This window comes from Simplicispira sp. GW247-4R2A (assembly GCF_059424465.1).
In genome coordinates this window covers 167,403-193,109 of the sequence record NZ_JBWKZM010000005.1, presented here as the reverse complement: position 1 = coordinate 193,109, position 25,707 = coordinate 167,403, and the positions used below count along the sequence as shown (strand labels likewise).

Annotated in this window: 23 protein-coding genes; 5 read left to right on the top strand and 18 right to left on the bottom strand. The window is 66.3% G+C overall.

What is annotated here, in order from left to right; all coding sequences use genetic code 11:
• Positions 1-184: 184 nt before the first annotated feature.
• From glcF to AC07ZH_RS05925, 11 genes are all read right to left on the bottom strand, one after another.
• On the bottom strand, positions 185-1,411 hold the full coding sequence (glcF, locus tag AC07ZH_RS05975; RefSeq protein WP_495198949.1) for a glycolate oxidase subunit GlcF: 1,227 nt from the start codon (positions 1,409-1,411) through the stop codon (positions 185-187).
• A 19-nt stretch (positions 1,412-1,430) separates the two neighbouring features.
• Positions 1,431-2,225, bottom strand: a complete 795-nt coding sequence (locus AC07ZH_RS05970; RefSeq protein ID WP_245960624.1) for a YoaK family protein — start codon at positions 2,223-2,225, stop codon at positions 1,431-1,433.
• A gap of 4 nt (positions 2,226-2,229) precedes the next feature.
• A complete protein-coding gene (gene glcE, locus AC07ZH_RS05965; protein ID WP_495198948.1) occupies positions 2,230-3,339 on the bottom strand; it encodes a glycolate oxidase subunit GlcE in 1,110 nt (369 codons plus the stop codon).
• 137 nt (positions 3,340-3,476) lie between these two features.
• Positions 3,477-4,202, bottom strand: coding sequence for a substrate-binding periplasmic protein (locus AC07ZH_RS05960; RefSeq protein WP_495198947.1), 726 nt, complete (start codon positions 4,200-4,202; stop codon positions 3,477-3,479).
• Positions 4,203-4,221: 19 nt separating this feature from the next.
• Positions 4,222-5,595 carry a sensor domain-containing diguanylate cyclase gene (locus AC07ZH_RS05955; RefSeq protein ID WP_495198946.1) on the bottom strand — a complete coding sequence of 458 codons (1,374 nt, stop codon included), beginning with the start codon at positions 5,593-5,595 and terminating at the stop codon, positions 4,222-4,224.
• Positions 5,592-6,467: a substrate-binding periplasmic protein gene (locus AC07ZH_RS05950; RefSeq protein ID WP_495198945.1), complete on the bottom strand. Its 876-nt coding sequence runs from the start codon at positions 6,465-6,467 to the stop codon at positions 5,592-5,594. Before AC07ZH_RS05950 ends, AC07ZH_RS05955 begins: the two co-directional genes overlap by 4 nt.
• Positions 6,468-6,496: 29 nt before the next feature.
• Positions 6,497-6,727 carry a hypothetical protein gene (locus tag AC07ZH_RS05945; protein ID WP_495198944.1) on the bottom strand — a complete coding sequence of 77 codons (231 nt, stop codon included), beginning with the start codon at positions 6,725-6,727 and terminating at the stop codon, positions 6,497-6,499.
• Between the two features lie 145 nt (positions 6,728-6,872).
• Positions 6,873-7,841, bottom strand: coding sequence for an SMP-30/gluconolactonase/LRE family protein (locus AC07ZH_RS05940; protein ID WP_495198943.1), 969 nt, complete (start codon positions 7,839-7,841; stop codon positions 6,873-6,875).
• A gap of 109 nt (positions 7,842-7,950) precedes the next feature.
• Positions 7,951-9,390: an ammonium transporter gene (locus AC07ZH_RS05935; RefSeq protein WP_495198942.1), complete on the bottom strand. Its 1,440-nt coding sequence runs from the start codon at positions 9,388-9,390 to the stop codon at positions 7,951-7,953.
• A 34-nt stretch (positions 9,391-9,424) separates the two neighbouring features.
• Positions 9,425-9,763 (bottom strand): P-II family nitrogen regulator, encoded by a 339-nt coding sequence (gene glnK, locus AC07ZH_RS05930; RefSeq protein ID WP_119109928.1) that lies wholly within the window; start codon positions 9,761-9,763, stop codon positions 9,425-9,427.
• Between the two features lie 29 nt (positions 9,764-9,792).
• Positions 9,793-10,536: a TorF family putative porin gene (locus AC07ZH_RS05925; RefSeq protein ID WP_495198941.1), complete on the bottom strand. Its 744-nt coding sequence runs from the start codon at positions 10,534-10,536 to the stop codon at positions 9,793-9,795.
• 171 nt (positions 10,537-10,707) lie between these two features.
• Between AC07ZH_RS05925 and AC07ZH_RS05920 the strand changes: the two genes are divergently transcribed.
• The 5 genes from AC07ZH_RS05920 (at position 10,708) to AC07ZH_RS05900 (ending at position 15,658) form a co-directional block, all read left to right on the top strand.
• Complete coding sequence (locus tag AC07ZH_RS05920; RefSeq protein WP_495198940.1) at positions 10,708-12,258, top strand: YifB family Mg chelatase-like AAA ATPase; 1,551 nt, start codon at positions 10,708-10,710, stop codon at positions 12,256-12,258.
• A 59-nt stretch (positions 12,259-12,317) separates the two neighbouring features.
• Positions 12,318-13,190 (top strand): ProQ/FINO family protein, encoded by an 873-nt coding sequence (locus AC07ZH_RS05915; protein ID WP_495198939.1) that lies wholly within the window; start codon positions 12,318-12,320, stop codon positions 13,188-13,190.
• 76 nt (positions 13,191-13,266) lie between these two features.
• Positions 13,267-14,169, top strand: coding sequence for a glutamate ABC transporter substrate-binding protein (locus tag AC07ZH_RS05910; protein ID WP_495198938.1), 903 nt, complete (start codon positions 13,267-13,269; stop codon positions 14,167-14,169).
• A gap of 29 nt (positions 14,170-14,198) precedes the next feature.
• Entirely contained in the window at positions 14,199-14,861 is a 663-nt protein-coding gene (locus AC07ZH_RS05905; RefSeq protein ID WP_495198937.1) for an amino acid ABC transporter permease, read from the top strand.
• The gene (locus tag AC07ZH_RS05900) at positions 14,858-15,658 is read left to right on the top strand and encodes an amino acid ABC transporter permease (protein WP_495198936.1); all 801 of its coding nucleotides are present in this window, start codon (positions 14,858-14,860) and stop codon (positions 15,656-15,658) included. Before AC07ZH_RS05905 ends, AC07ZH_RS05900 begins: the two co-directional genes overlap by 4 nt.
• Before the next feature lie 366 nt (positions 15,659-16,024).
• Here the strand turns inward: AC07ZH_RS05900 and AC07ZH_RS05895 are convergent, their stop codons facing one another.
• The 7 genes from AC07ZH_RS05895 to AC07ZH_RS05865 form a co-directional block, all read right to left on the bottom strand.
• Complete coding sequence (locus tag AC07ZH_RS05895) at positions 16,025-17,212, bottom strand: MFS transporter (RefSeq protein WP_495198935.1); 1,188 nt, start codon at positions 17,210-17,212, stop codon at positions 16,025-16,027.
• Positions 17,213-17,287: 75 nt separating this feature from the next.
• Positions 17,288-17,803, bottom strand: a complete 516-nt coding sequence (locus AC07ZH_RS05890; RefSeq protein WP_495198934.1) for a MarR family winged helix-turn-helix transcriptional regulator — start codon at positions 17,801-17,803, stop codon at positions 17,288-17,290.
• Positions 17,804-17,928: 125 nt separating this feature from the next.
• Complete coding sequence (locus tag AC07ZH_RS05885; protein WP_495198933.1) at positions 17,929-19,065, bottom strand: NAD(P)/FAD-dependent oxidoreductase; 1,137 nt, start codon at positions 19,063-19,065, stop codon at positions 17,929-17,931.
• A 186-nt stretch (positions 19,066-19,251) separates the two neighbouring features.
• A complete protein-coding gene (locus AC07ZH_RS05880; RefSeq protein ID WP_119109982.1) occupies positions 19,252-20,523 on the bottom strand; it encodes an NAD(P)/FAD-dependent oxidoreductase in 1,272 nt (423 codons plus the stop codon).
• A gap of 62 nt (positions 20,524-20,585) precedes the next feature.
• A complete protein-coding gene (locus AC07ZH_RS05875) occupies positions 20,586-22,013 on the bottom strand; it encodes a TolC family protein (RefSeq protein WP_495198932.1) in 1,428 nt (475 codons plus the stop codon).
• An 18-nt stretch (positions 22,014-22,031) separates the two neighbouring features.
• Positions 22,032-22,394 (bottom strand): carboxymuconolactone decarboxylase family protein, encoded by a 363-nt coding sequence (locus tag AC07ZH_RS05870; RefSeq protein WP_495198931.1) that lies wholly within the window; start codon positions 22,392-22,394, stop codon positions 22,032-22,034.
• A gap of 51 nt (positions 22,395-22,445) precedes the next feature.
• Complete coding sequence (locus AC07ZH_RS05865; protein ID WP_495198930.1) at positions 22,446-25,703, bottom strand: efflux RND transporter permease subunit; 3,258 nt, start codon at positions 25,701-25,703, stop codon at positions 22,446-22,448.
• Positions 25,704-25,707: the final 4 nt, after the last annotated feature.

Here is a 25,707-nt window from a genome sequence, read left to right as displayed (position 1 = left end):
GGGGCGCGAGGGCTCGCACCACGGCATGGACGACTATGTGGAGATCAAGTACCTGTGCCTGGGGGATATTCAGCAGTGAGGGGCGCCGCGCCGCGCCGCCAGTACTCTTGAATTGATAGCTGCTAGCGCTTGATTGGTAAGCGCTAGAGGGCTATTTTGCTTGAAATTTTGCGCTGTGGGCCCTCTACGCCAGCGCCTCATCCAGCACCTGCACCCAGTGCTTCACCGGCGTGGCCGTGCCGCTTTGCAAATGGGTGATGCAGCCGATGTTGGCCGAGGTGATGACGACGGGTTCCAGGGCCGAGAGGTGGCCGATCTTGCGCTCCAGCAACTGGTGCGACAGCTCTGCCTGCAGCACCGAGTAGGTGCCGGCGGAGCCGCAGCACAGGTGCGATTCGTTCAGCGTCAGGCGCACGTCAAACCCCAGCGCGCGCAGGTGCTGCTCGACGCCGCCGCGCAGCTGCTGGCCGTGCTGCAGCGTGCAGGGTGGGTGGAAGGCGATCACGCCCTGGGGCACGCGCCGCAGCTTGCCTTGCAGCGCCGGCGCAATCTCGGGCAGCAGTTCCGAGAGGTCGCGTGTCAGCGCGCTGATGCGGGCGGCCTTGTCGGCGTATTGCAGGTCGTGCTGCAGGTGGTGGCCGTATTCCTTCACCGTCACGCCGCAGCCCGAGGCATTCATCACGATGGCCTCCACCGCGCCGCTTTCCACCTGCGGCCACCAGGCGTCGATGTTGGCGCGCATCTCGGCGCGGCCGCCGTCTTGGTCGTTGAGGTGGAACTTGACGGCGCCGCAGCAGCCCGCGTCGGGCGCCACCATGGTCTGAATGCCGATGGCGTCAAGCACGCGTGCGGTGGCGCTGTTGATGCCCGGCATCATGGCCGGCTGCACGCAGCCCGCCAGCAACAGCACCTTGCGAGCGTGTTCGCGCGTGGGCCACGCGCCGGGGTTTTCCTTGGCTGGCACCTTGGCCCGCAAGGTTTCCGGCAGCAGACCGCGCACCGCCTGGCCCATCTTCATGGCCGGGCCAAACAGCGGTGAGGGCAGGCCTTCCTTGAGTGCCCAGCGCACACCGCGCTCAATCACGGGGCGGCCCACTTTGTCTTCCACGATCTTGCGGCCGATATCCACCAGCTTGCCGTATTCCACGCCGCTGGGGCAGGTGGACTCGCAGTTGCGGCAGGTGAGGCACCGGTCCAGGTGCAACTGCGTGGCGCGCGTGGGCGTGGTGCCTTCCAGCACCTGCTTCATCAGGTAGATGCGGCCGCGTGGGCTGTCGAGCTCGTCGCCCAGCAGTTGGTAGGTCGGGCAGGTGGCAAGGCAAAAGCCGCAGTGCACGCATTTGCGCAGAATGGCTTCGGCCTCAGCGCCTTCGGGCGTGCCTTGGAATTCGGGAGCGAGCTGGGTTTGCATGGCGGTAGGGGGACGGGGGTCAGGAGCTGTGACCGGGCTGCGTGGCACTCGATTTGTCTGTCCGCCTCAGCATGACGCGCAGATGGGCGCGGTCAATCCACAGCGGCGGCAGGGCGAGCGTGAAAAGCACCAATGCCAGCGGCACCACAAACACAAAGCCCACGTGCTTGAAGCCCGCCGCGCCGGCCACGCCGCCGAGCAAGAATATGCTCACCAGACTGGCGTACAAGCCGAGGCGCCGGCGATTGGCGCGCACCTGTTGCTCGGGCGGCTTGCCGCTGCGGTTCCAGTACAGGAGCTTGCCCAGTTCAATGCCCAGGTCGGTTGCATTGCCCGTCATGTGCGTGGTGCGGATCTCGGACGACGACATCTTGCTGATCGTGGCGTTCTGCAGCCCCATCATGAAGGACAGCAGCAGCACCGTGGCGGGCACGGCAAACGGGGTGTGCCAGTTGAGCGTCATGGCGCCCAGCAGGCCAAATACCAGCATCAGCAGCGCGACCAGCAGCAGCGGCAGGGCGTAGGTCCCGTGCAACCGGTGCTGGCGCGCCCAGTTCACCAGAATGGCCGTCGTGGCCGCACCGCTGATGAAAGCCAGCAAGGCGCCCAAGGCGCCCAGCACCAGCACCATGTTGCCCAGCACCAGGTTGTCGGCCAGCATGGAGACAAAGCCCGTCATGTGCGAGGTGTACAGGTGCACGACCAGAAAGCCCCCGGCATTGATGGCACCGGCGTTGAAGGCCAGCAGCAGGCCCAGGCGCCGGTTGTGGGTGCCTGTGCGGTGCTGGTCGGTCAGGTGGCGAAACCGGCGCACGGCGCTAGCACCCGCCCATGCGGCCAGGGTTGAAGATGCCCGCCGGGTCAAACGCCTGGCGCAATTGGGCGTGAATCTTCTGCAAGGCTGGAGAAGCAGCATCAAAACCGGCTTTAGCGCTTGATTCATCTACGCTTGCAGCTACAAATAACGAAGCGCTTCCGCCCACGCTGCGGGCCAACTGCCGAAGTGCCGGGCCGTGCTCGTGGCCGGCCTGCACCCAGCGCAGGCCGCCGTGCCATTCGACCAGCGGGGGGGCGACGCCGGCGGGCAAGGCCAGCACCGGGGCGGTTTGCGGCACCGACAGGCGCCACAGGCCTTGCTGCGGCACGCGCTGTGCAAACCAGGGCAGGTGCTGCTCGCGGCAGGCCTGCCAGTCGCCAGCGACCTCGGCATGAGTCTTGCGCTCGCCGCCCATGCTGCGGCAGGCCGCCTCGATGGCAGCGACGGCGCCGCGCAGGCGCACGTACAGGCGCCCCGAGCCTTCGTCCTCGACCCAGCAGCTGGCATTGAGCGGTAGCGGCTGGCCGCCCCAGGCATTCAGGCGGTCAAGCGCTTCGGCCTGGCTGCCTTCAAAGACCAGCGTCGCCTCTGCAGGCGCCAGCGGCAATACCTTCAGGCTGACATCGGTGATGACGCCCAGCGTCCCCCAGCTCCCCGCCATCAGGCGCGAGACGTCGTAGCCGGCGACATTCTTCATGACCTGGCCACCAAAGGTCAGCGGCTCGCCCCGGCCGTTAATGATCGACACGCCCAGCATGTAGTCGCGCACCGCGCCCACGCTGGCGCGCGCCGGGCCCGAGAGGCCGGCTGCCACCATGCCGCCCACGGTGGCGCCGGGGCCAAAGTGCGGCGGTTCAAACGGCAGGCATTGGTTCTGTTCGGCCAGAGCCGCTTCCAGCTCGGCCAGCGGAGTGCCGGCGCGTGCGGTGACGACCAGCTCGCTCGGCTCGTAGCTGGTGATGCCGGCCCATCCCCGGGTGTCGAGTGGCTCGCCTGGCGATGCCGGGCTCGCCAGAAGCCCCTTGCTGCGGCCGCCGTGAATCTGCAGCGGCGTGGCCTGTGCGGCGGCAGCGCGCACGCGGTCTATGAGGTCTGAGAAAGCGCTTTCCATGGGCGGCTATGGTACGCCCAGGCCTCTTTGTCGCTGCGTGAATTTTCTGCACGCAACGTGTGAGGGCCGCCTGCTCCGGGATATTTCGGGGTCTGACCCCAATTATCGTTTTTCGGGGTGTGACGCCAACGGTGCAATTACGGTGTGCGCTCCATGGTGCGCTGCACCTGTCCTTGGGACTTGAGTTGGTCAAAAGCGGCCTGTGTGCGGTGGACCACATCCAGGGGCGTCTGCAGGCTGTAGGCCATGTAGAGGCCGGTGGAGGCTTCGGCCAGTGTGAGCACGCGCACCAGGTTGGCGCAGTCGAAGCCCGTCTGCTGGCACAAGGAGGTGGCGTCGTCCGTGGTCAGGGGGACCAGGTCGACCTGGCCGCGCAGCAGCTTGCGGAAATTGTCCAGCGACTGTGCCGACACCACCAGGCGCTCGAACCCCTTGGAGCGCAAGTACTGTTGGCGCACATCGTCACGCATCACGCCGATGGTATAGGCCTTGGCGGCCTCCAGATTGCCGATGTCAAGCGGGTGCGACTTGAGCCGGTAGAGGTGGTACTGGATCTTCATGATTTCGCCGGCCCATTGGAACTGGCGTTCGCGTGCCGGTGTGCGTGCTATCAAAAAGATGAGCACGTTGGGCTCCTTGAGCGCCATGTCGTAGGCCCGCGCCCAGGGATACAGGTGCACGCTGTAGTCGGAAAGGCCCGCGCGTTGCAGGGTTTGCTCCACCACCTCGGTCGCGGTGCCCACCACCTTGCCATTGGCTACGTAGGTATAGGGCGTGGTCTCGGTGACGGCCTCGATGGTCTGGGCCTGCACTGCTGCCGTGCCGACGATGAGCATCCAGAACAACAAAACGCGGTGGGGCATGGTGCTTCTCCTGTGGCCTTCAGGCGGTTGATCCGAGCGGCCCGGCGACCTGGTTGCGCCCGGCAGTCTTGGCTCTGTACAAGGCCTCGTCGGCGCGCTGGAACAAGGCGTCAAAGTCGTCGTGGGCGTCTGCCGACAACACCGCCAAGCCAACGCTGATCGTCACCACCCGCGCCGCAGATGAATACAGGTGTTCGATGCCGCACTCGGCTACCGCCTCCACCAGGTGCTGGGCCAGCAGGCGGCCGCCCACAGCGTCGGTGCCGGGAAGGATGACGCCAAACTCTTCTCCGCCGATGCGCGCCGCGACGTCTCCGGCGCGCGCCAGGCGGGCCTGCAGCGTGTGCGCCACCGCGCTGAGGCACCGATCGCCCATGGCATGGCCGTAGTGGTCGTTGTAGTCCTTGAAGCAGTCAATGTCGCAGATGAGCAAAGCCAGGCCCTGGCCGGTGCGCAGGGCGCGGCGCATCTCCACGGTTTTGGTTTCGTCGAACTGCCGGCGGTTGGGCAGGCCCGTCAGGGGGTCGGTGCGGGCCAGGCTTTGCAAACGTGCATTGGCGGTTTGTAGTTCTGCGGTGCGCTCGGCCACCAGACGTGCCAGATGGTCGCGGTGGTCGGCGAGCTCCTGCTCGTAGCGTTGCTGGCGTTCCAGGTGGTTGGCCAGGTTGGCCTGCAAGTGGTTGACGCCGGATTCAAGCTGCGTGAGCTCATCTTGCGCATGGCCTGCGCGGTCCAGATGCAGCTGCGCCCCCAGGTTCGCTGGGCCAACGCCAGCCAAGTGCGCCGCAATGCGCTGCACGTGTACCGTCACCATGCGGTTGAACATGAGCATGATGAGTCCGGCGAGCACCAGCGACTGCATCAGCTGTGCCAGCATGATGGTGGCGAGCTGCCTGCGCAGTTGCTGCCACAGCAACTGCTCGTTGCCCTGCAGCACCAGCGTGCCGACCGTTTCGTGCGCGCCCGGATAGGGTTCATAGGTCAGCGCCAGGCGGCGTGTGGGTGCGCGCCCCGGCCCGGTCCAGCCGTCACGGGTACTTTCGAAGACTTCCGCCGGCCGGTTGGCCAGCGCCACCTGCACCACAATGCGGCCCACCGCCGGGACGTCCCGCACGCTGTGCACATGGGCTAGCAGTGCTTCGCGATCGAGTTCCCAGATGGCCTTGGACAAGGTGCCGCTGTAAATCTGCTCAATCTGCGCCAACTCGGCGTCCATGCGGGCGACGCCGGTGTTCCAAGCCAGCCAGGTCAGCGTTGCTACCGACGCGAGAATGAAAAGGCTGCAAAAGGCCAGTGTGGTCCACACCAGGCGCCAGCCGAGCGAGCGCTGGCGTCCGGAGGGTTCGAGCGCTGCCGGCTGCGCGGCTGCGCCAGTCCTTGGCGGTGCGCTCATTGCCACTTGCGCTGGAGCTGCTCGTAGCCGCCGCTGCGCTTGAAGTGTTCGAGCGCCTGGCGGAAGCGCTCCACGGTGGCGTCGGGCGTCTGTTTGCCAAAGGCCATGTAGTAGCCCTCACCGCTCAGTTCGGGAATGCGGTACACCCGAGCCAGCGTCTTGGCCGGGTTGTCGCCCGCCTGGCGTGCCAGGTAGCTGGCGGTCAGCTCGTTCATGATCCAGAGGTCCACACGGCCAAGCTTGAGCTTTTCGTAGTTGAGCTCGTACTTCACGCTGGGCTGGAGGTTCTGGCCTTTGACGAACCCATGGGTCATCAGGAACTGCTCGCCCACATCTTCATTCACCGTGGCGATGCGGTACTTCTTCGCGGCCTCCAGCGAGTCGATGCTGTAGGCCCTGCCGGGTTGACCAAACAGGTAGTAGTTGGTGGGGGCGATGACGCCTACCCATTTGAACAGCTTGTCTCTCTCGGGCGTGCGTCCAATGCTGTAGATCAGAACGCCGGGTGTGCCGTGCGCCGTTTCATAGGCACGTGCCCAGGGCATGGACTGGAATTCGCCATGCAGTTTGAGTTCTTTGAGTACGGCCTCGACCACTTCCGTGCTCAGACCCGTGAGCTTGCCGTGATCGGTGTAGTTGTAGGGCGGATATTCTTCGGTGAGGACGCGCACCGCACCATCGGCGGCCACTGCGCAGCCCGCGCCCCAGCACCACAGCGCCGCCAGGCATGCAAAGCGGCGCCAGATGCCCGTGGCACTGAAGGAAGTCGGTACGGCCATGCGGTCGAAGGATGGGTTGAAGGGCGGTGTGTGGGCTTGCTGCCGGCCCTTGTTCAGTATCCGATGCCCCGCCCGCGAGGTCAATGCGGGCATCTTCGTGGGGTTTTGGGGTCTGACCCCAATTAATCTTCGAGCAGGCCCTCGGTGATGCTGGCCTCGTCCAGGGTGGCGAAGCAGCGGTTGTGCTGGTGGGTGAGCGGCCCGCCGCCTGGTACCAGGCTGCCGTCTTCGTAGCCCATGGCCTTGAACTTCCACACACCGCCAATGCGTTTGAGGTGGCCGACAGGTTCGCCGCTGGCCAGGTGGACGGCCACCACGCCCTCATTCACGGCGTGTAGCGTCAGGCGTGGCATGGTCTGCCCCGTGGCGACATGCGGGCGCCAAGAGGCGATGCGGAGTGCATCGGGAACGGGGAGCGCAATCCGAGGGAAAATTTCAATAAAAAATAGCCTCTAGCGCTTATGGGGCATGCGTATACAGCTATTGTTTTAGATGGTTTCAATCGACCTCCTGCGGCAGGAGCGCAGCCTCCTGAAATGCGTTCACCGGGAGCCCGGGAACCGCGACCGGTTCTTGCAACGCCAGCACCTGGCCTGCCAGCGGCGTGCGTTCCAGTTCATCCTCCGGTCGGCCGTGGCGCGCGCTGGTGACGAACAGCGTGCGCAGCTCTGGCCCGCCCAGACAGACCATGGTCGGGCAGGCGAACGGCGTGGCGATCTCGCGCAGCACCTCGCCAGTGGGCGAGAGTTGCAGCACCCGGCCACCCTCGTACAGGGCGCACCAGTAGTTGCCGTCGATGTCCACCGTAGCGCCATCGGGTCGGCCGCCGTAGCCTGCAGTGCCGGGGGTCCATCCGGGTGGCTTTGGTGAGAACTGGTGCAGTGCGCGCGCCAGGCCCAGGGTGTTGGCCGCCGCTTCCCAGTCGCGCGCCTCGATGCGGTGCGTCGGCGTGTCGGCCGAGTACAGCGTGCGCTGGTCGGGCGACCAGGCCAGGCCGTTGAGCGTGCCCGCGCCACCCCACATTTTTTGCACCTGCGCCGTGCCAGAGCGCGCGTCCATGCAGTACATGGCTGCCTGGCCGTGTCCCGTGCTGGCACCAGACCGTTCGTCGCGCGTGCCGACCCAGAAGCGCCCCAATGGATCGCACTTGCCGTCGTTGGCGCGCTCGTGCGCCGGGTCGTAGGGGAGCCGTGCAATGCGCACCAGCTCGCCGCCCCAGCGCCGTGCGCGGTAGATGCCGCTGCGCAGTGCCAGTACCCAGCCGCTGGCTGTGCCTGCAGATCGCGCGGGGGCCATGCAGCCGGGCTCATCGGGCAGTGGCCAGCGCTCGGCGGCGCCGGTCGCGGGGTCGACGCGCAGGGCTGCGCGGCCGGCGATGTCCACCCAATACAGACGACCGTCGCCCGCCTGCCAGAACGGCGATTCGCCCAGTTCGCAGATGGGACTGCCCAATGCGCGCCATGCCATGGCTTGACTCTCGAAGGTTGTGGAGTCGGTGATTATTCCTGCAGGGAAGCGCCGATAAAAAAACCCGCCTCGAAAGGCGGGCTCTTGCACAGCGGCGATGCGCCTGCGTTCAGCGGCTGTAGGCCGTCTCGCCGTGCGAGGTGATGTCCAGGCCCTCGCGCTCGGCTTCTTCCGGTACGCGCAGCCCCACCAGAAGGTCGGCGATCTTGTAGCTGATGAAGGCGGCCACACCCGACCACACCAGCGTCATCAAGACGCTCTTGCACTGGATCCACACTTGCGCGCCCATGGCGAAGGTGTCGGGGGTGAGGCCACCGGTGCCGCCCAGACTTTGCGAGGCAAACACGCCCGTCAGGATGGCGCCCAGAATGCCGCCCACACCGTGCACGCCAAACACGTCAAACGCGTCGTCGGCGCCCAGCCTCTTCTTCAGGCCGCCCACGCCCCACAAGCAGACCAGACCGGCCAGCAGACCCAGCACGATGGAGCCCATGGGGCCGACGAAGCCCGCGGCTGGCGTGACGGCCACCAGGCCGGCCACCGCGCCCGAGGCCGCGCCCAGCATCGACGCCTTGCCCTTGTGCAGCGCCTCGCCGGCCAGCCACGACAGTGTGGCGGCGCCGGTCGCCAACGTGGTGTTGATGAAGGCCAGACCTGCCGAACCATTGGCCGCGCCAGCAGAACCCGCGTTGAAACCAAACCAGCCCACCCACAGCAGCGAGGCGCCCACCATGGTCAGCGTCAGGCTGTGCGGCGTGAATGCCTCCTTGCCGAAGCCAACGCGCTTGCCGACCATGTAGGCGCCCACCAGGCCGGCCATACCGGCGTTGATGTGCACCACGGTTCCGCCCGCAAAATCCAGCGCGCCATCTTTGCCCAGCAGGCCGCCACCCCAGACCATATGCGCTATCGGGATGTAGCTCAGGGTGAACCACAGCACGGCGAAGATCAGCACCGCCGTGAATTTCATGCGCTCGGCGAACGAGCCGACGATCAGCGCCACCGTGATGGCGGCAAAGGTGGACTGGAATGCGACGAACACGTATTCAGGGATGGTTGGCAACATGCCCGAGAGCGTGTCTGGCGCAATGCCCTTGAGGAACAGCTTGTCGAATCCGCCGAAGAACTGCCCCTCGCCGCCAAACGCCAGGCTGTAGCCGTAAATGGCCCAGAGCACGGTGATGAGCGAGAAGATGACGAACACCTGCACCAGCACCGAGAGCATGTTCTTCGAGCGCGCCAGGCCCCCGTAGAACAGCGCCAGGCCCGGAATCACCATCAGGATGACGAGCAGAGTCGAGGTCAGCATCCAGGCGGTATCGCCCGAGTCGAGCTTGGGCGCGGGCGCGGCTGCAGGAGCGGTATCGGGCGCCGCTTCGGCCGCCATCGCCGCGGCCGGGGCCGCAGGAGCCGCAGCCGGCATGGCGTCAGGGGCGGCGACAGGCGCGCTGGACACCGCTTCGGTGGCCGCTGGCGCCTGTGCCAGGGCCAGCGGGCCCAGCGTCAGCGCGCCGAGCCCCAGCAAGAGAGAAGCAAGGAATTTTTTCATGGTGGTGTTCTCGGTTGGATGGAAGGGCGGCGCTCTACAGCGCTTCCTGGCCGGTCTCGCCGGTACGGATGCGCACCACCTGTTCCAGCGCGGCGACAAAGACCTTGCCGTCGCCGATCTTTCCGGTGCGGGCCGCGCCCTCGATGGCTTCGATGACGCGCTCCACCAGATCGTCGGCCACGGCCGCTTCGATCTTTACCTTGGGCAAGAAATCGACCACGTACTCGGCGCCCCGGTACAGCTCGGTGTGCCCCTTCTGGCGGCCAAAGCCCTTGACTTCGGTGACCGTGATGCCCTGCACGCCGATGTCCGAGAGGGCTTCGCGCACCTCGTCGAGCTTGAAGGGTTTGATGATGGCGGTGACCATTTTCATGTCATGTTTCCTTTCAGATACGGGCGCATTCAGAGCGTCTTGGTCAGGGTCAGCAGCAAACGTGGTTTGTTCACGTCACCGAAGAAGGACTTCTTGTTGGCGCCCGCAATGGCCGCCGCCAGACTCAGGCCGCTGCCAAAGTCGTAGGCGCCACCGAATTGATAATCCATGTAGTTGGGCACGCCGGTGTCCTTGATGTCACCGGCAAAGCGCGTGAACCCTACCGAGGCCTTGAGCGTGGTGCTGGGCGCCACTTCCTGGGCGAAGGCAAAGTTCAAATAGCCCGTGTTGCGCCCGCGCAAGCCCGAGCCGGCCTTGGCACCGGCCCAGCCGAAATAGTCATCCGACACCGTGTGTGAATACTTGGCCGTGAGCGGGCCCCAGGTGGCCGCGCCGTAGAGCTCGGTGGTGTTGCCGCTCGCATTGCCGGGGTAGGCATAGAGCAGGCCGCCCAGGTCAATGTCGAACGCGCCGGCCTTGAATTTGTAACCGCCGTAGAAATCCATCTCGATGGAGTTGCTGGGCAGCCAGTTCACGCTGGAGTTCCAGTTGCCGACATACCAGCCCGACTCGCCAAAGGCGTAGTCGAAACCGCCCTGGATGGCGGGTTTGACCGCTGTGCTTTTGTGTGTGTCCTGGTCCTGCCCGCGGAACTTGTAGTTCGTGGTGAGCGCGATATTGCCGCTCAGTTGCGCGCTGGCCAGCACGGGCAAGGCGGCCGCCAAGGCCACAACAAGTGGGAGTGCAAAGGTCTTGAGGGATGCGTGGGTCATGGGTCCTCCGGGAGCGGAACGTTGGGGATAGTCCCTTTAAGCAGGGAGCGTGCCAGCGTGGCTTCTTCCTGTGGCATGCTTCGCTGCAACACGCCGTAACGCTCTCGGACAGTGGCCCGCAGGCCGCCGCCGCAGCGCAGAGCGTGCACTGCAATGGGGAGAAAACCGCTCATGAGTCTTGCTTTGGTGCAAAGCCGCGCCCTGCTGGGGCTGCGCGCGCCGCCGGTCACCGTGGAGGTGCACCTGGCCAATGGCCTGCCCAGCTTCACGCTGGTGGGCCTGGCGGAGGTGGAAGTGAAAGAGGCCCGCGAGCGCGTGCGCTCGGCGCTGCAGAACGCGGGGCTGGAGTTTCCGCACAACAAGCGCATCACCGTCAACCTGGCGCCGGCCGATCTGCCCAAGGATTCGGGGCGCTTTGATTTGCCGATTGCGCTCGGCATCCTGGCTGCCAGTGGGCAGATCGATGCCGCGCGGCTGGCGGGCTGGGAATTTGCCGGCGAGCTTTCGCTCTCGGGCGAACTGCGCGCAGTGCGCGGCGCCCTGGCCACCAGCCTGGCGCTGCACACCGCCGGCGCGCAAGGCGAGAGCACAAGCAGCGTGCGCCTGGTGCTGCCGCCGGGCAGCGCCGAAGAAGCCGCACTGGTGCCCGGCAGCGCCGTCTGGCGCGCGCGCCATCTGCTGGATGTGGTGCGCGCCTTCCTGCCCACCCCGCCGGACGCCGAGCCACCAGCCGATGCGGGCTGGGAGCGCATGGCGCACCAGGCGCCGCAGGCGCATGCGCACTACCTTGATCTCGCCGACGTGAAAGGGCAGGCCGCGGCCCGGCGCGCGCTGGAGATCGCGGCGGCCGGCGGCCACAGCCTGCTTCTGATGGGGCCGCCGGGCTCGGGCAAATCCATGCTGGCGCAGCGCTTTGCCGGCATCCTGCCGGACATGACGGTGCAGGAAGCGCTGGAGAGCGCCGCCGTCGCCAGCCTGGCCGGGCGCTTTGCCATTGAGCGCTGGGCCGAGCGGCCTACGTCGAGCCCGCACCACACGGCCAGCGCCGTGGCGCTGGTGGGCGGTGGTTCGCCACCCCGGCCAGGCGAGATTTCGCTCGCACACCACGGCGTTTTGTTCCTTGACGAACTGCCGGAGTTTCCGCGCGCTGCCTTGGAGGCCCTGCGCGAGCCGCTGGAGACCGGCCACATCACCATTGCCCGTGCGGCGCAGCGCGCCGAGTTTCCGGCGCGCTTTCAGCTCATCGCGGCCATGAACCCCTGTCCCTGCGGCTTTCTGGGCTCGGCGCAGCGCGCCTGCCGCTGCTCACCCGACCAGGTTTCGCGCTACCAGGCGCGCCTCTCCGGCCCGCTGCTGGACCGCATTGATCTGCACATTGAAGTGCCGGCCCTGCCCGCCACCGATTTGCTCGGCGCAGCGCCGGGCGAAGCCAGCAACTTGGTTCGCGAGCGGGTGGTGCTGGCCCGCGAGCGCGCCCTCGCGCGCCAGGGCTGCGCCAACCAGGCGCTGCAGGGGCAGAAAATCGATACGCAGATTGCGCTCGACGCTGCGGCCGCGCAGTTCCTTCAAACCGCCGCCGCGCGCCTGGGCTGGTCGGCCCGGGCCACGCACCGCGCCCTCAAAGTGGCGCGCACCATTGCTGACCTGGCCGGCGCACAGGCCACGCAGATGGCCCATGTGGCCGAAGCCATGCAGTACCGGCGCGCCCTGCGCGGGGCTTGAAAACGCAAAGGCCATGCGCACACTGGCATGATCGGGGGTTTTTCCCAACGCCGACTGCCATGACCGAGAACGCTGCTCCCGCTGAGTCCCAAGACCTGACGCCCGTTGCCGAGCCAGTGCCGCAGGCGCAGAACGCCGGGGACGGCGCTGCTGCCACGCAACCCCCAGCCCGCAAAGCACGCGGCGGCCGGGGCCGTGGCAACCGCGCTGGCGGCAATGCACCGGCCCCTGGCGCCGACGCGCCCCAGCGCCGCGCGCCGCGCCCGGTGCCGCCCGCGCTGGAGCAGCTTGCCGCACTCTACCCGCAGCTTTTTGGCGCGGTGTTCCGCCCGCTCAAGCGCGGCATCTTCCAGGACCTGATGGCCGCGCACCCCGAGGCGTTTGAGAAAGACGCGCTCAAGCAGGCGCTGGCCATCCACACCCGCTCCACGCGCTACCTGCAGGCCGTGGCCGCAGGCCAGCAGCGCCACGACTTGCAGGGCCAGCCCGTGGAAGCCATGGCACCCGAGCATGTGCACCACGCGCTGGTCGAGGTCTACAAGCGCCGCCAGGGCCGTGGCCAGGACGACCTGCTGCCGCGCCTGCGCGCGCGCATCGTGGACAACATTGAGGCCAGCGGCCTCTCGCGCGAGGACTACGCCGAGCGCGTGCGCACGCGCGACGGTGCGGCCAATGCGGTGCTGGACGAAGCCTTTGCCGAACTGGCGGCCCGCGCCGCCAAGGACGAAGCACTGCTGCGCACTTACGAGGCCAGCGGCCAGAGCGTGGAAGCCTTTGCCGACATGTACGGCATGGACGTGCGGGCGGTGACGCGTTCGGTGGTCAGTGCGCGTTCGCGGCTGGCGGCGGCGAAAGCTGTCGCTGAAGCGCCGGAAGCGCCCGCCGTGACGTCGGCACCAGAGGCGCCGGAAGCGGCGGGTGACGCTGGCTAGAGCAGCGTCAGGCTGGCACCGCGCATTTCACAACTGCTATATATTGGTTCGGTCACACACCCTCCGAGAGGCATGCATGTCCATCCAATCTCTTCTGAAGTCCACCGTGGTGGCACTGGCGATCGTGAGCGCTGGGCCGCTTTTCGCACAGGGCACGCCCATTGATGCCGCGGCGTTTGACGCGCTGATCGCCCAGGGCCCCGTCGCCGATGCGCAGACCATTGCATCAAGCACCTGGGCCAGCAAGATCAAGCAGGCCGGCCTGCTCCGCCTGGGCGGTACGCAAACCTCGAATCTTTTCTCGCTGCTCAACGAGAAAGACGGGAAGATGCGCGGCTTCGACGCAGGCCTGGCCCAACTCATCACGCGCTACATCCTGGGCGATGGGAGCAAATACAAGTTCACGCAGGTGACCTCGTCCACGCGCGAGCCGGTGCTCCTCAACGACCAGGTGGACATGGTGTTCGCCACCTATTCCATCACCCCCGCCCGCGCCGAGAAGATCTCGTTCGCCGGCCCTTACTACACCTCGCAGGCCGGGGTGCTGGTCAAGGCGGGCAACAAGGCGATCCAGTCGTACAACGACCTGGCCGGCAAGAAGGTCGCCACGCAGGCAGGCTCTACGGGGCCCGCGATCCTGGCGCAGGTCGCGCCCAAGGCGGTCGTGCAGGAGTTCCAGACGCACCAGGAGGCCCTCGACGCCCTGCGCCAGGGACGCGTGGACGCCTACGTGACCGATTACACGCTGCTGCTCAACGCCTTGAGCCTCGGGACCGGCGACACGAAGCTGGCGGGCGCGCCCTTTGGTGCGCAGGACCCGTACGGCGTCGGACTGCCCAAGGGCTCGGACGGCGTGGCCTTCGTCAATGCCTTTCTGAAGAAGGTGGAAGCCGACGGCACCTGGGCCAAACTTTGGACCATCTCCATTGGACAGCGCACCGGCAGTACCGCCGTTCCAACACCGCCCGCCCTGCCATAACCCGTTTCAATAGCGGGTTTCAATAGCGGATGGGCGAGGTTTCCAAGCTTCTGGCCGACTATGGGCCTGCCTTCGGGCAGGCCCTTTTGCTGACATGGAAGCTCACAGCGCTGTCGTTCGTGCCCGGCTTCCTGCTGGGCATGGTCGTCACGGTGCTTCGGCTCCTGCCACTGCCGCCGCTGCGCTTTGTCCTGACCGTCTACGTCGAGATCTTTCGCAACATTCCCAGCGTCGCGCTCTTGATCTTCATCGTGTTCGCGCTGCCCGACCTCAACGTCCTGATCGACTACGAGCCCAGCGTGATCCTGACCTTGATGCTGGTCTGCTCCGCGTTCACGGCGGACTACCTGCGCGCGGGCATCAACACCATCCCGGGCGGCCAGATGGAGGCCGCGCTCAGCCTGGGTATGCGGCCGATACGCGTCATCTATTCGATAGTGTTGCCGCAAGCGCTGCGCGCCGTGGTGCAGCCGATGACCTCACTGCTCATTGCATTGATGCTATCGACCTCGCTGGCGTCGCAGGTGCCGTTTCCGGGCCGGGAGCTGACCGCGCTCGTGTCCAAGATCGCCAACGACTCCGCCGCCGGCATTCCCGCCTTTGCGGTGGCCGCTGCGATGTACGTGGCGACGGGCTTGCTCATCGCCTGGGCGGGCGCCACCCTGGAAAAGAAGGTGCGGATACTGCGATGAGCCGCCCTCTGGAAGAGATTCTGTTCGGCAATCCGCGCCCCCAGGCCCAGGCCGCCATGCGGGCGGTGAGCGTGGCTGCAGCGGCCTTGCTGCTCCTGCTGGCTGCGGGTGTCGCGCTCCGGTTCCATACCGCAGGGCAGCTCGACGCCCGGTTCTGGGAATTCTTCGCCTGGCCGACGACCTGGGCCTTCCTGGCCACAGGCCTGCTCGGCACGCTGGCATCGGCGGCGATGGCCGCCGCTATCGCGCTGGCCCTCGGTCTGGTGCTGTTGCTCGGGCGCCTGGCGCCGTTGCGGCTGGTGCGCTGGCCGAGCATCGCGGTCATCGAGTTCCTGCGTGGCACGCCGACGCTGCTGCTCATCTATGTGTGTTTTCTGGTGCTTCCGCAGGCCGGGATCAAGCTGAGCACCTACTGGATGCTGACCTTGCCCGTGGCCTTAAGCACCGCCGCCGTGGTGGCCGAGGTCTACCGCGCGGGCGTGCTCGCCGTTCCCCGTGGCCAGACCGATGCTGCGCGAAGCCTGGGGATGACCGAAGCCCAGGTGTTCTTCCTCATTGTCTTCCCCCAGGCCCTTCGCTACATTGTCCCGGCCCTGGTCGCGCAACTGGTCATCGTGGTCAAGGACACCACCTTCGGCTACGTCGTCACCTACGGTGAGCTCATGCAGAACGCCAAGGTGCTCATCGCCAACTACCACGCGCTGGTGCCCGTGTACCTCGTCGTAGCGCTGCTGTACTGCCTGGTGAACTACGCGATATCCCGGGCGAGCAAGCGGCTCGGCGGGCCGATGCATTGACCAGCGCCAGATGGCTTACGGGTCGGCGGCGCGCCGCTCTGGCTGAGTCCGGCGGTTGGCAGACGTGTAGCCCCCGGCATTGATGCGCCCAGCGCCGCGCCCGGTGCCGCCGGCGCTGGAGCAGCTTGCCGCCCTCTACCCGCAGCTTTTTGGCGCGGTGTTCGTAACGCGTCAGCGTGACGGATGTCGCCATCCACGGTAACTGGCCGGCGTGTGATCTCGACATGGGTGGCCGGGGGCCGGAGAGTTGCGACGATGGTGCTGGTCATGAGGATGTTTCCTTGTGTGAGGTCTGGCCTGCTGCATAGGCCGCAACTATTGCCATGGCGGTAACGGCGAGAAAGGAGATGGATGGCTTGATCTGTTTCATGATGTGCGGATACCAGTCGGCGTGCCCGCGCTATACCCCGCAGCGACTGCCATGAGTGCAGCAAGTACAAGCAGGAACGCTTCTTCGGACAATCCCGAGCTGCGGAGGGCTACCCACGGTCCAATGCTGGCGCCGATAAACAGGACAAAGGTATAGAAGGAAACCGCCAGTCCGCGTACTGGAGCGGCAGCTACTCCAGCGACCTGGGCGATGAGTGCGGGCACGCTGATGCCGATGCCTGCGACGAAAACCACACTGGCGCCCAGCAAGGCATACAGGTGATCAGCACCTGCCAAGGCGCTAAGCACGAGACCCGCTGCGGCGACGACAAGGCCCGCCGTCGCCATCCGGTGCGCGCCCCAGCGAGGGATGTAGGAAGCAACAGCGAGCGGGGCAAAAAAAGCAGGAAGCGCAAGCGCGCGAGCCAGCAGAGGACTGATGTGCTGCTGGGCCATAGCGGCGCCGAGGTGCGCATCCAGCTCAACATAGAAGGCGACGAAGCACATCAGCAGCAAGAACGCGGGGACATAGACGCGCCGGAGTGCTGCGTTGGCCAGGAGACTGCCGAGCGGTCGATAGGTACTCCATAGCGACGTAACTGGGCTTTTGGCGCGATGGGCTGCGTCTTTCACGATGCCAATGCGGATGGCAGTCAGCACGTAGACGCAGAAAAGCGGCAGCAGTGCCACGCCGAAACCCCATCGGTTCGCCACGGAGCCGCCATAAATTTGCCCTAACAGGCCAGCAGAGAGGAAGGCGGTGCTCATCCAAGCCACTCCCCAGACCCGCTGGCGCGGGGTTCCACGCTCTGCGATGTAGGCAAGCGCGACGGGCGGAAACGAGGCCGCAGCGAAACCCTGCAGAGCCCTTCCCGTCAGGAAGGCACCCGGCGTACTCACCATCGTGAGCACCACGGTGACGAGCGCCAATGCCAGCAACCCCCCTACCATCACCGGTTGGCGACCGACGCGATCTGAAAGCGGTCCAAACACCAGGAATCCACACGCGTACGCGACACCAAATGCCGCTAATGTGAAGCCAGATTCCCCTGGGCTGAGTCGATAGGTCTGTGCCAACAGCGGCAAGATGGGCAACGGGAGGTAGAGAAGAGAGACGACTGCCAGCGCGCACACCACGAGTTGCGCCGTTAAAGAGTTCGAATGGTTGACCAGGGGTGAATTCATAAAATATCCTACGCTGTTATGTAGCTAGCTACATAAAAAACTAAAAAAAGGAGCAATGTGCAGACGACTTCGGGCTTACCCGGCGCCCGGCTCTGACGATAGAACACTTGGCCCGTTGAGCTTCATCATCATCTTCCGCAGCGCCTCGCGCTCCCTTGCATCGAAACGGCTCATGAGACGCGTGACCCATTCGTAATGACTGGGAAGTGCCGTAGAAAGAAGCTCTTCGCCAACCGAAGCCAACTGAATGATCCATGCGCGGCGGTCGCCTGGATTCGCAAGCTTGGTACACATTCCTGCCGCCTCCATGCGGTCAAGAACGCGTGTCATCGTCTGAGAGGTCACCGCCACCCCGTCTGCCAGAGTGCCAACACTCAACCCGCCGGGATTGCGTTTCAGCAGCAGGAGAACGAAGAACTGCGTTTGTGAAAGGCCGTCGCGCGCAAGATTGCGCTCGAACGCAGACAGCATCTCACTGGTCGCCGAGGCCAAAATCAGCCAAGTCTGCAGCCCATCGATGTCCCGGTTGCCGTAGCGCTGGGCAAATTCGGCCAAAGTTTCATAGTTCGGGAGATCCCTCAGCTCAAACATAATTTATTAAGTTGCCTGATATGTAGTTGGCTGCATTATAGCGCCGATCACATCACCCGCCAATGATGGGCTTTCTTGTCTTGGTGCAGCAATGTCTGTCGAGGGCTTTCGGGCCGGCGCAAAGACTACCGATACCGCCCCAAATACCGCCGCTCAAACCCCCGCTTGGCCCAGTGCATCAGCCGCATCGGCGGCAGCAGCAGGTTGCGCTGCTCGGTGCGCCACACCAGCGTGCCGGTCCCCAGCGCGTCGATGATGCAGGCCAGTTCGGCCTTGAAGCCCGTGGTCTGCGGCCGTCCGGCCAGGCCGTCGATCAGGTTCTGCGCGGCGGCCGCCGCCTGCAGGTCGGCCATGTGGGCCTGCTTGGGCATCCAGTCGGGGCCGGGGAAGCTGCCGGAGTCGCCCACCACGTAGACGTGCTCGAAGCCCGGAACGCGGCACTGGGCGTCGGCCTGCAGCAGGCCGCCGGGCGAGCGCGGCAGGGCGGTTGCGTCGAACCAGGCGTTGCCGGTCATGCCGGGCATGAACAAGATCAGGTCGGCGGCAAATTCGCCGCCTTCGGTGACCACCTTGTCGGCCTCGAAGCGGACCATCTTGTGGCCCAGGTGCGTGGTGATGTTGCGCCGCGCCATCTCGGCCAGCAGGTGCGCCACGGCCTTGGCGCCCAGGCGGGCGCCGGGTTCCTTGGAGGGGTTGAAGAACACCAGCGTGAACCGCTCGCGCCGGCCCTCGCGGCGCAACTGCGCGTCGATGCCGAACAGGAACTCGAACATCGGCCCGCCGCGCACCGCTGTGGGTTCCTTGGGGTTGCCGGCAAAACCCACGGCAATGGTGCCGCCCTGCATGGCCTTCAATCTATCGCGAATCTTTTCGGCTGCCGCAATGCCTTCGCAGGGTGTGATGGCGTGTTCTATGCCGGGTAGCTTTTTGATGAAGCGCCCGCCGGTGGCAATCACCAGCGCGTCGTTCGCCACCTCGCCCGCCGTGGTCTGCACGCTGCGGCCATCGGGGGAGAGGCCGGTGACTTCGGCGCCAACGTGGCGCACCTTCATGCGGGCGAAGAAGGGCGCCAGCGGCACGATGAGCTGCTCGCGCGTGCGCAGGCCGCTGGGAATCCAGATGGTGCCGGGCAGGTAGTGCAGTTCGGCGCGTGGCGAAATAAGGGTGATCTCGTCCTGGCAGCCGCGCGCGCGCAGTTCGCGCACGGCGGACAAGGCGCCAAAGCCGCTGCCCAGGATGGTGACGCGCGCGCCGGTAGTCATTCAGCTCCCCTGGCCGGCCAGCGCCGCGCGCAGCGTCTCCACTGCCTGCGCAAGGGGCTGGGCAATGGTGATGGCGAAGGCGTAGGGTGGGTTCATGGGGACTCCAGTTTTAGGGTAGAAATAGCCTCTAGCGCTTATGCAGCAAGCGCTAGCAGCTATTGATTTAAGAGTTTGCGCGGGTGTGCGTCATTTCTCCAGCCGCTCGATGCCCAGCGCCTTGAGCACATGCTTCTCGTACAGTGGCTCGGAGGTGCCGTTCTTCATCTTGTACATGAAGTACTTTTCAAACGCCACCTTGGCCAAATGCACCCACTTGCCCTTCTTGAACCAGTTGACGTTGCGCGGTGGAATCTGCGGCAGGGCCACGAAGGCGGCGCCGGTGTCGCCCATGTCGGCCAGGCAGATGGCGTTCCAGGTGCCCTTGGCGTCGGCGGGCTGGCCCTGCAGCTCGGCGGCGATGTTGTGCACGATGGCGGTGATCATGCTTTCGATCATGTAGCCGGTCTTGGGCGCGCCGGTGGGCACGGGCGTCACTTCGACGGGCGGAATCGCCACGCAGACGCCGGCCGAGTAGATGTTGCGGTACTTCTTGCTGCGTTGGAATTCGTCGATCAGCACAAAGCCGCGCGGGTTGCACAGGCCTTCGACCTGGGCGACCGCGTCCACGCCCTTGAAGGCGGGCAGCATCATGCTGAATTTGAAGGGCAGCTCGTGCTCTTTTTTCACCTGGCCGTCTTCGCCCAGCTCGGTGACGAACATCTTGCCCGCCTCCACCTTGGTCACCTTGGCGTTGCAGATCCACTTGATGTCGTTGTTGCGCAGGTCGCTTTCCAGCATGCCCTTGGAGTCGCCCACGCCGCCCAGACCCATGTGGCCGATGTAGGGCTCGGGGGTGATGTAGGTCATCGGCACCTTGTTGCGCAGTTTGCGGCGCTGCAGGTCCTTGTTGAAGATGAAGGCGAATTCATAGGCCGGGCCAAAACACGAGGCCGCCGGCATGGCGCCGATGATGGCCGGGCCCGGGTCTTTGATGAATTCCTGGTAATCGGCCCAGGTCTGCTCGGCGTGGTCGACGGCGCAGATGGAATGGGTGAAACCGCCGGGGCCTGCGCCGGGGACTTCATCGAAGGCCAGCTTGGGGCCGGTGGTGATGATGAGGTAGTCGTAGTCCACCGCCTCGCCGTTGGCCAGCGTCAACTGGTTGCCTGCCGCGTCGATGCGGTCCACGCGCTCGCCGATGAAATCAATGCCCTTCTTTTCCAGGTAGGGGCGGATCGGGATGGTGGTCTCGCTGCGCTCGCGCCAGCCCACGGCCACCCAGGGGTTCGACGGCACGAACTGGAAGTAATCGACCGCGTTGATCACGGTGATCTTGTGCGACTTGTCGATTTTGGCGCGCAGCTCATAGGCCGCCGGCATGCCGCCGGTGCCTGCTCCAAGAATCACGATATGGGCCATCTTCGTCTCCTCTGTGTGCCGGTGCACCGGCTGTGGGTGGTTGAAACGGGGGTCGTGGGCGGTCAGTCGGCAGACTTCGCGCCGGGATTGGTCGTGGTGGTCATGGCGGCGCTCAGGGCCTGCAGCGCGGCCTCGCCGGGCCGGCCGCTGAGCGTGGCCAGTTGCAGGCGGGCGAGCAGCCAGTCGGTGCGCGCCTGGGCCAGTTGCAGTCGCGCTGCCGCTTGGTCGTTTTCGGCGGAGAGCACATCCAGCAGGGTGCGGTCGCCCACCTCCTGGCCGAGTTGCGTGGCGGCCAGGCGCTCGTTGCTGGCGGCGAGCGCGTCGGCCAGCGCGCGTATGCGCTCGGCGCCGGTGGCCAGTTGCAGCCAGGCGCTGTGCACGTTCTGCGCCACCTGTTCGCGCACGGCGTCGAGGGTGGCGCGCTCTTTTTCCAGCAGCGCAATGGCCTCGCGCTCGCGGGCGTCCTGCATGCCGCCGGTCCACAGCGGGACAGTGAGCTGCACGCCCACCAGGGCGTTGGTGGCATTGCTCCGCGCGCTGCCGTAGTCGCCGCTGCCGTGAATGCGGTCCTGCCCCACCTGGGCCACCAGGTCCACGCTGGCGCTGCTGGCGGCGCGCAGCCGGTCGGCGGCGGCCTGGGCGTTGTCGACGGCGAGTTGTTGCAGTTGCAGTTGCAGGTTGTGGACCTCGGCCTCGGCCTGCCAGGCGGGCAGCGGCGTCGTGTCGGCCGCCACGTGGGTGGGCGCTTGTGCTTCGAGGGCCGCCACGGGCAGGCCCGTCAGGTCGGTCAGCACGCGCTCTTTCACGGCCACGTCGTTTTGTGCGGCCAGGCGCTGGGCGCGCAGCAGCGCCAGGCGGGCGCGCGCTTCGTGCGTGGCGGTGATGGGGGCGTCGCCCAGGTCGTAGCGGTCCTGGGCTTCCTGGCTGATGCGCTGCACGGCGGCCAGTTGTGCATCCAGCACGGCCAGCGATTCGCGCGACAGCGCCAGGCCAAACCAGGCCTGGGCCACGCGCTGTGCGAGCTGCTGGCCCGCGACCTGCCAACTGCGCTCGGCCACTTCGGCTGCGGTGTTGAGCTGGCGCTGCTGGGCGCGGCGCTGCGGGTTGTAGAGCGGCTGGCTGGCCTGCAGCGCCCAGCGGGTGCTGGCGCCGCCGGTCACCGAGGTGGAAAAATCCACGCCCTGTGACGTGCCGAAGCCGGGCGCGGAAAACTGCGCGCCGCGCGTGTCGGTCTCGCTGCTGCCCAGCCCGGCCGTTGCCTGGAACTGCACCCCCGGCCGCCACAGTGCGGCGGCCTGGTCGCGCCGCGGCTGCGCCGTGTCGTGCGCGGCGCGTTCGGCGGCGTAGCTGCGGTCGTTTTGCTCGGCGGCGGCGAATGCGGCGGCCAGGTCGGCCGCCTGCGCCTGCGGTGCTGCGCCCCACAGGCTGGCAGCGAGTGCGAGGACGAGCACAGGGGCAAACGCAGGGGCGGTGAGGCGCTGGCGGGGCATACAGGTTCTCCGGGTCGATCAGGCCGCGGCCGGCGCAGCCAGGGCGGCAAATTCGTCGAAAGCAGCCGAGGCCTTGGCGGCGTACATCAGCGAAGGCCCGCCGCCCATGTAGACCGCCATGCCCAGCATCTCGGCCAGCTCGGCGCGGCTGGCGCCGAACTTCACCAGGGCCTGGGCGTGGTAGCCAATGCAGGGGTCGCAGCGCGAGGAAACCGACAGCGCCATGGCGATCAGCTCCTTGGTCTTGGCGTCCAGTACGCCGGGCTTGCCGGCCGCCTGCGCCATGGCGGAGAAGCCGCGCAGGGTGTCGGGGATCTCGGTGCGCAGTTGCTGGATTCCTGCCGATATGTCGCGGGTCAGGTCGAGGTAGCTTTCGGTCATTTTTTTAATGAAATTGGCCTCTAACGCTTATTGCATATGCGCTAGCGGCTATTAATTGGATAGCGCTTCCGCCTCTGCAGGCGGCATGAGCCGGTGCAGGCGATTGCGGTACGCCGCGTAGTACAGGGTGGGAATGACCACCAGCGTGAGCACGGTGGAGACGGCGATGCCGAAGATCAGCGAGATGGCCAGGCCATTGAAGATCGGGTCGTCCAGGATGAAGAAGGCCCCCAGCATGGCGGCCAGCCCGGTGAGCACGATGGGCTGGGCGCGGGTGATCGCCGAGTGGAGGATGGCCTGCCGGAATTCGACGCCGCTCTTCACCTGCAGGTTGATGAAGTCCACCAGCAGGATGGAGTTGCGCACGATGATGCCGGCCAGCGCAATCATGCCGATCATGCTGGTGGCGGTGTACTGCGCGCCCAGCAGCGCGTGGCCCGGCATCACGCCAATGATGGTCAGCGGAATCGGCGCCATGATGACCAGCGGCGTGAGGTAGCTGCCAAACTGCGCCACCACCAGCAGGTAGATCAGGATCAGGCCCACGGCGTAGGCGGCGCCCATGTCACGGAAGGTCTCGTAGGTGATCTGCCACTCGCCGTCCCACTTGAGCGCGTAGCCGCGCCAGGCGTCGCTCGGCTGGTGGATGAAGTACTCCGCCAACTGGCCGCCACCGGGCATCGGCAGCTTGGCGATGCTGCTGCGCATCCCGAACATGCCGTAGAGCGGGCTGTCCACCTTGCCGGCCATGTCGGCGAGTACGTAGTTCACCGGCAGCAGGTCCTTGTGGTGCACGGGCTGCTCGCGCAAGGTGTCGCTCACGGTGACGAGTTCGCGGATCGGCACCAGCGCGCCGCTGGCCGAGCGCACCGTAAGCTGGAGCAGCGCGGCCAGGTTGCCCTGTTGCTCGGGTGGGAGCTGTAGCGTGGCGGCGGCCGGGTACTTGCTCTGGTCGTGCAGATAGGTCGTGGCTTCACCCGCCAGCCCGGCGCGCAGCGTGCTCACGATCGCTTGCTGCGGCACGCCCAGCAGGGCCGCTTTGCGGCGGTCCACCAGCAGGAGCTGGCGCGGTGCATCGGCAATGCTGGTGTCGTCCACATCCACCAGGCCGGCGGTCGTCTCGAACACGCCGCGCACGGCTTTGGCCACTTCGCGCCGGCCTTGCGCGTCCGGCCCGTAGATTTCGGCGACGATGGGCGAGAGCACGGGCGGGCCGGGCGGCACTTCCACGACTTTGACGTTGGCGCCAAAGCGCTTCGCAATCTCCTGCAGCGGCGGGCGCACGCGGGTGGCGATGGCGTGGCTTTGCGCGTCGCGCGCGTGCTTGTCCACCAGGTTGACCTGGATGTCGCCCACCTCGCCGCCGGCGCGCAGGTAGTACTGGCGCACCAGGCCGTTGAAGTTGATCGGTGCGGCGGTGCCGGCGTAGGCCTGGTAGTCGGTCACCTCGGGCACGGTGGCCAGGTAGGCGCCCAGCTCGTGCATCACGGCGGCAGTGCGCTCCACCGGCGTGCCGGCGGGCATATCGACGACCACCTGAAATTCCGATTTGTTGTCAAACGGCAGCATCTTGAGCAGCACCAGCCCGGTGGCGGGCAGCGCCACGGAGATGGCGATCAGCAATGCCACGCCCAGGCCCAGCAGGGCGCGGTTGCGTCCGCCACGTTTTTCATCCAGCAGCGGCGTGAAGATGCGCGTGAACAGCGGCGTGATGCGCCGCGCCATGCCCGAGGGCTGGGCATGGCCTTCCTCGGCCTGGCCGGCGTGCTGCTTCATCCACAGCCGTGCCAGCCATGGCGTGACGACAAAGGCAATCGCCAGCGACAGCACCATACCCATGCTGGCGTTGATGGGGATGGGGCTCATGTACGGGCCCATCAGCCCGGATACGAATGCCATGGGCAGCAGCGCCGCAATCACGGTGAGCGTGGCGAGGATGGTGGGGCCGCCCACTTCGTCCACCGCGCCGGGGATGATCTGCGCCAGCGTTTTGCCCGGCTCAAGCTGCTGGTGGCGGTGGATGTTCTCCACCACCACGATGGCGTCGTCCACCAGGATACCGATGGAGAAGATCAGCGCAAACAGCGACACCCGGTTCAGTGTGAAGCCCCAGGCCCAGGACGCAAACAGCGTGGCGGTAAGGGTCAGCACCACGGCGGTGCCGACGATGGCGGCCTCGCGCCGGCCCAGGGCGATGAACACCAGCGCCACCACCGAGGCCGTGGCGAACAGCAGTTTCTGGATCAGTTTTTTCGCCTTGTCGTTCGCGGTAGCGCCGTAGTTGCGCGTCTCGGCCACTTGCACGTCGGCCGGAATCACGCTGTTCTTCAATTGCTCGGCGCGCGCCATCACGGCGTTGGCCACGTCGATGGCGTTTTCGCCCGGCTTCTTGGTGATGGCGATGGTGACGGCGGGGTGTTCCGCGGCGTGCTCGCCGGCCGTTCCGTACCAGGCGTAGTGCGCGGCTGGCGGCGGGCCATCGCGTACCTTTGCTACGTCGCGCAGAAACACCGGCTTGCCAGCCTGCACGCCGACGACAAGGTCGGCCACCTCGGCGGCGCTGGCCAGCAGCGGACCGGCTTCGATGGCGACGGCCTGGTTGGCGCGGAGCAGATCGCCCACCGGCAGCCCCAGGTTGGCCGACTGCAGGGCGCGGCGCAGGTCGGCCACGGTCACCCCGGCGCCGGCCATGCGCGCCGGATCCATCTCGACCATCACCGCGCGGCCAGGGCCGCCGATGGTGGTGACTTCGCGCGTGCCGGGCACGCGCTTCAAGTCGGCTTCGATGCTGTGCGCCACGCGCTCCAATTGAAAGGCGTCGGTTTGCGGGTTGTTGGAGTAGAGCGTCAGCGCGACGATGGGCACGTCGTCAATGCCCTTGGGTTTGATGATGGGCGGCAGCACGCCCAGGCCCTGGGGCAGCCAGTCGGCGTTGGAGTTCACCGTGTCGTACAGCCGCACCAGTGCCTCGGTGCGCGGTACGCCCACCTTGAACTGCACGGTGATGATGGCTGCGCCGGGCCGCGAGACCGACATCACATGCTCGGCGCCGGTGATCTGCGAGAGCACCTGCTCGGCCGGGATGGTCACCATCTGCTCCACGTCGCGCACGCTGGCGCCGGGGAACGGAATGATCACGTTGGCCATGGTCACGTTGATCTGCGGTTCTTCCTCGCGCGGCGTGACCAGCACGGCAAAGGCGCCGAGCAAAAAGGCCACCAGCGCCAGCAGTGGCGTGATCTGCGCACTCTGGAAGAAAGCCGCAATGCGGCCGGAGATACCGAGGCGGGAGGGTGTGCTGGCGCTCATGAGT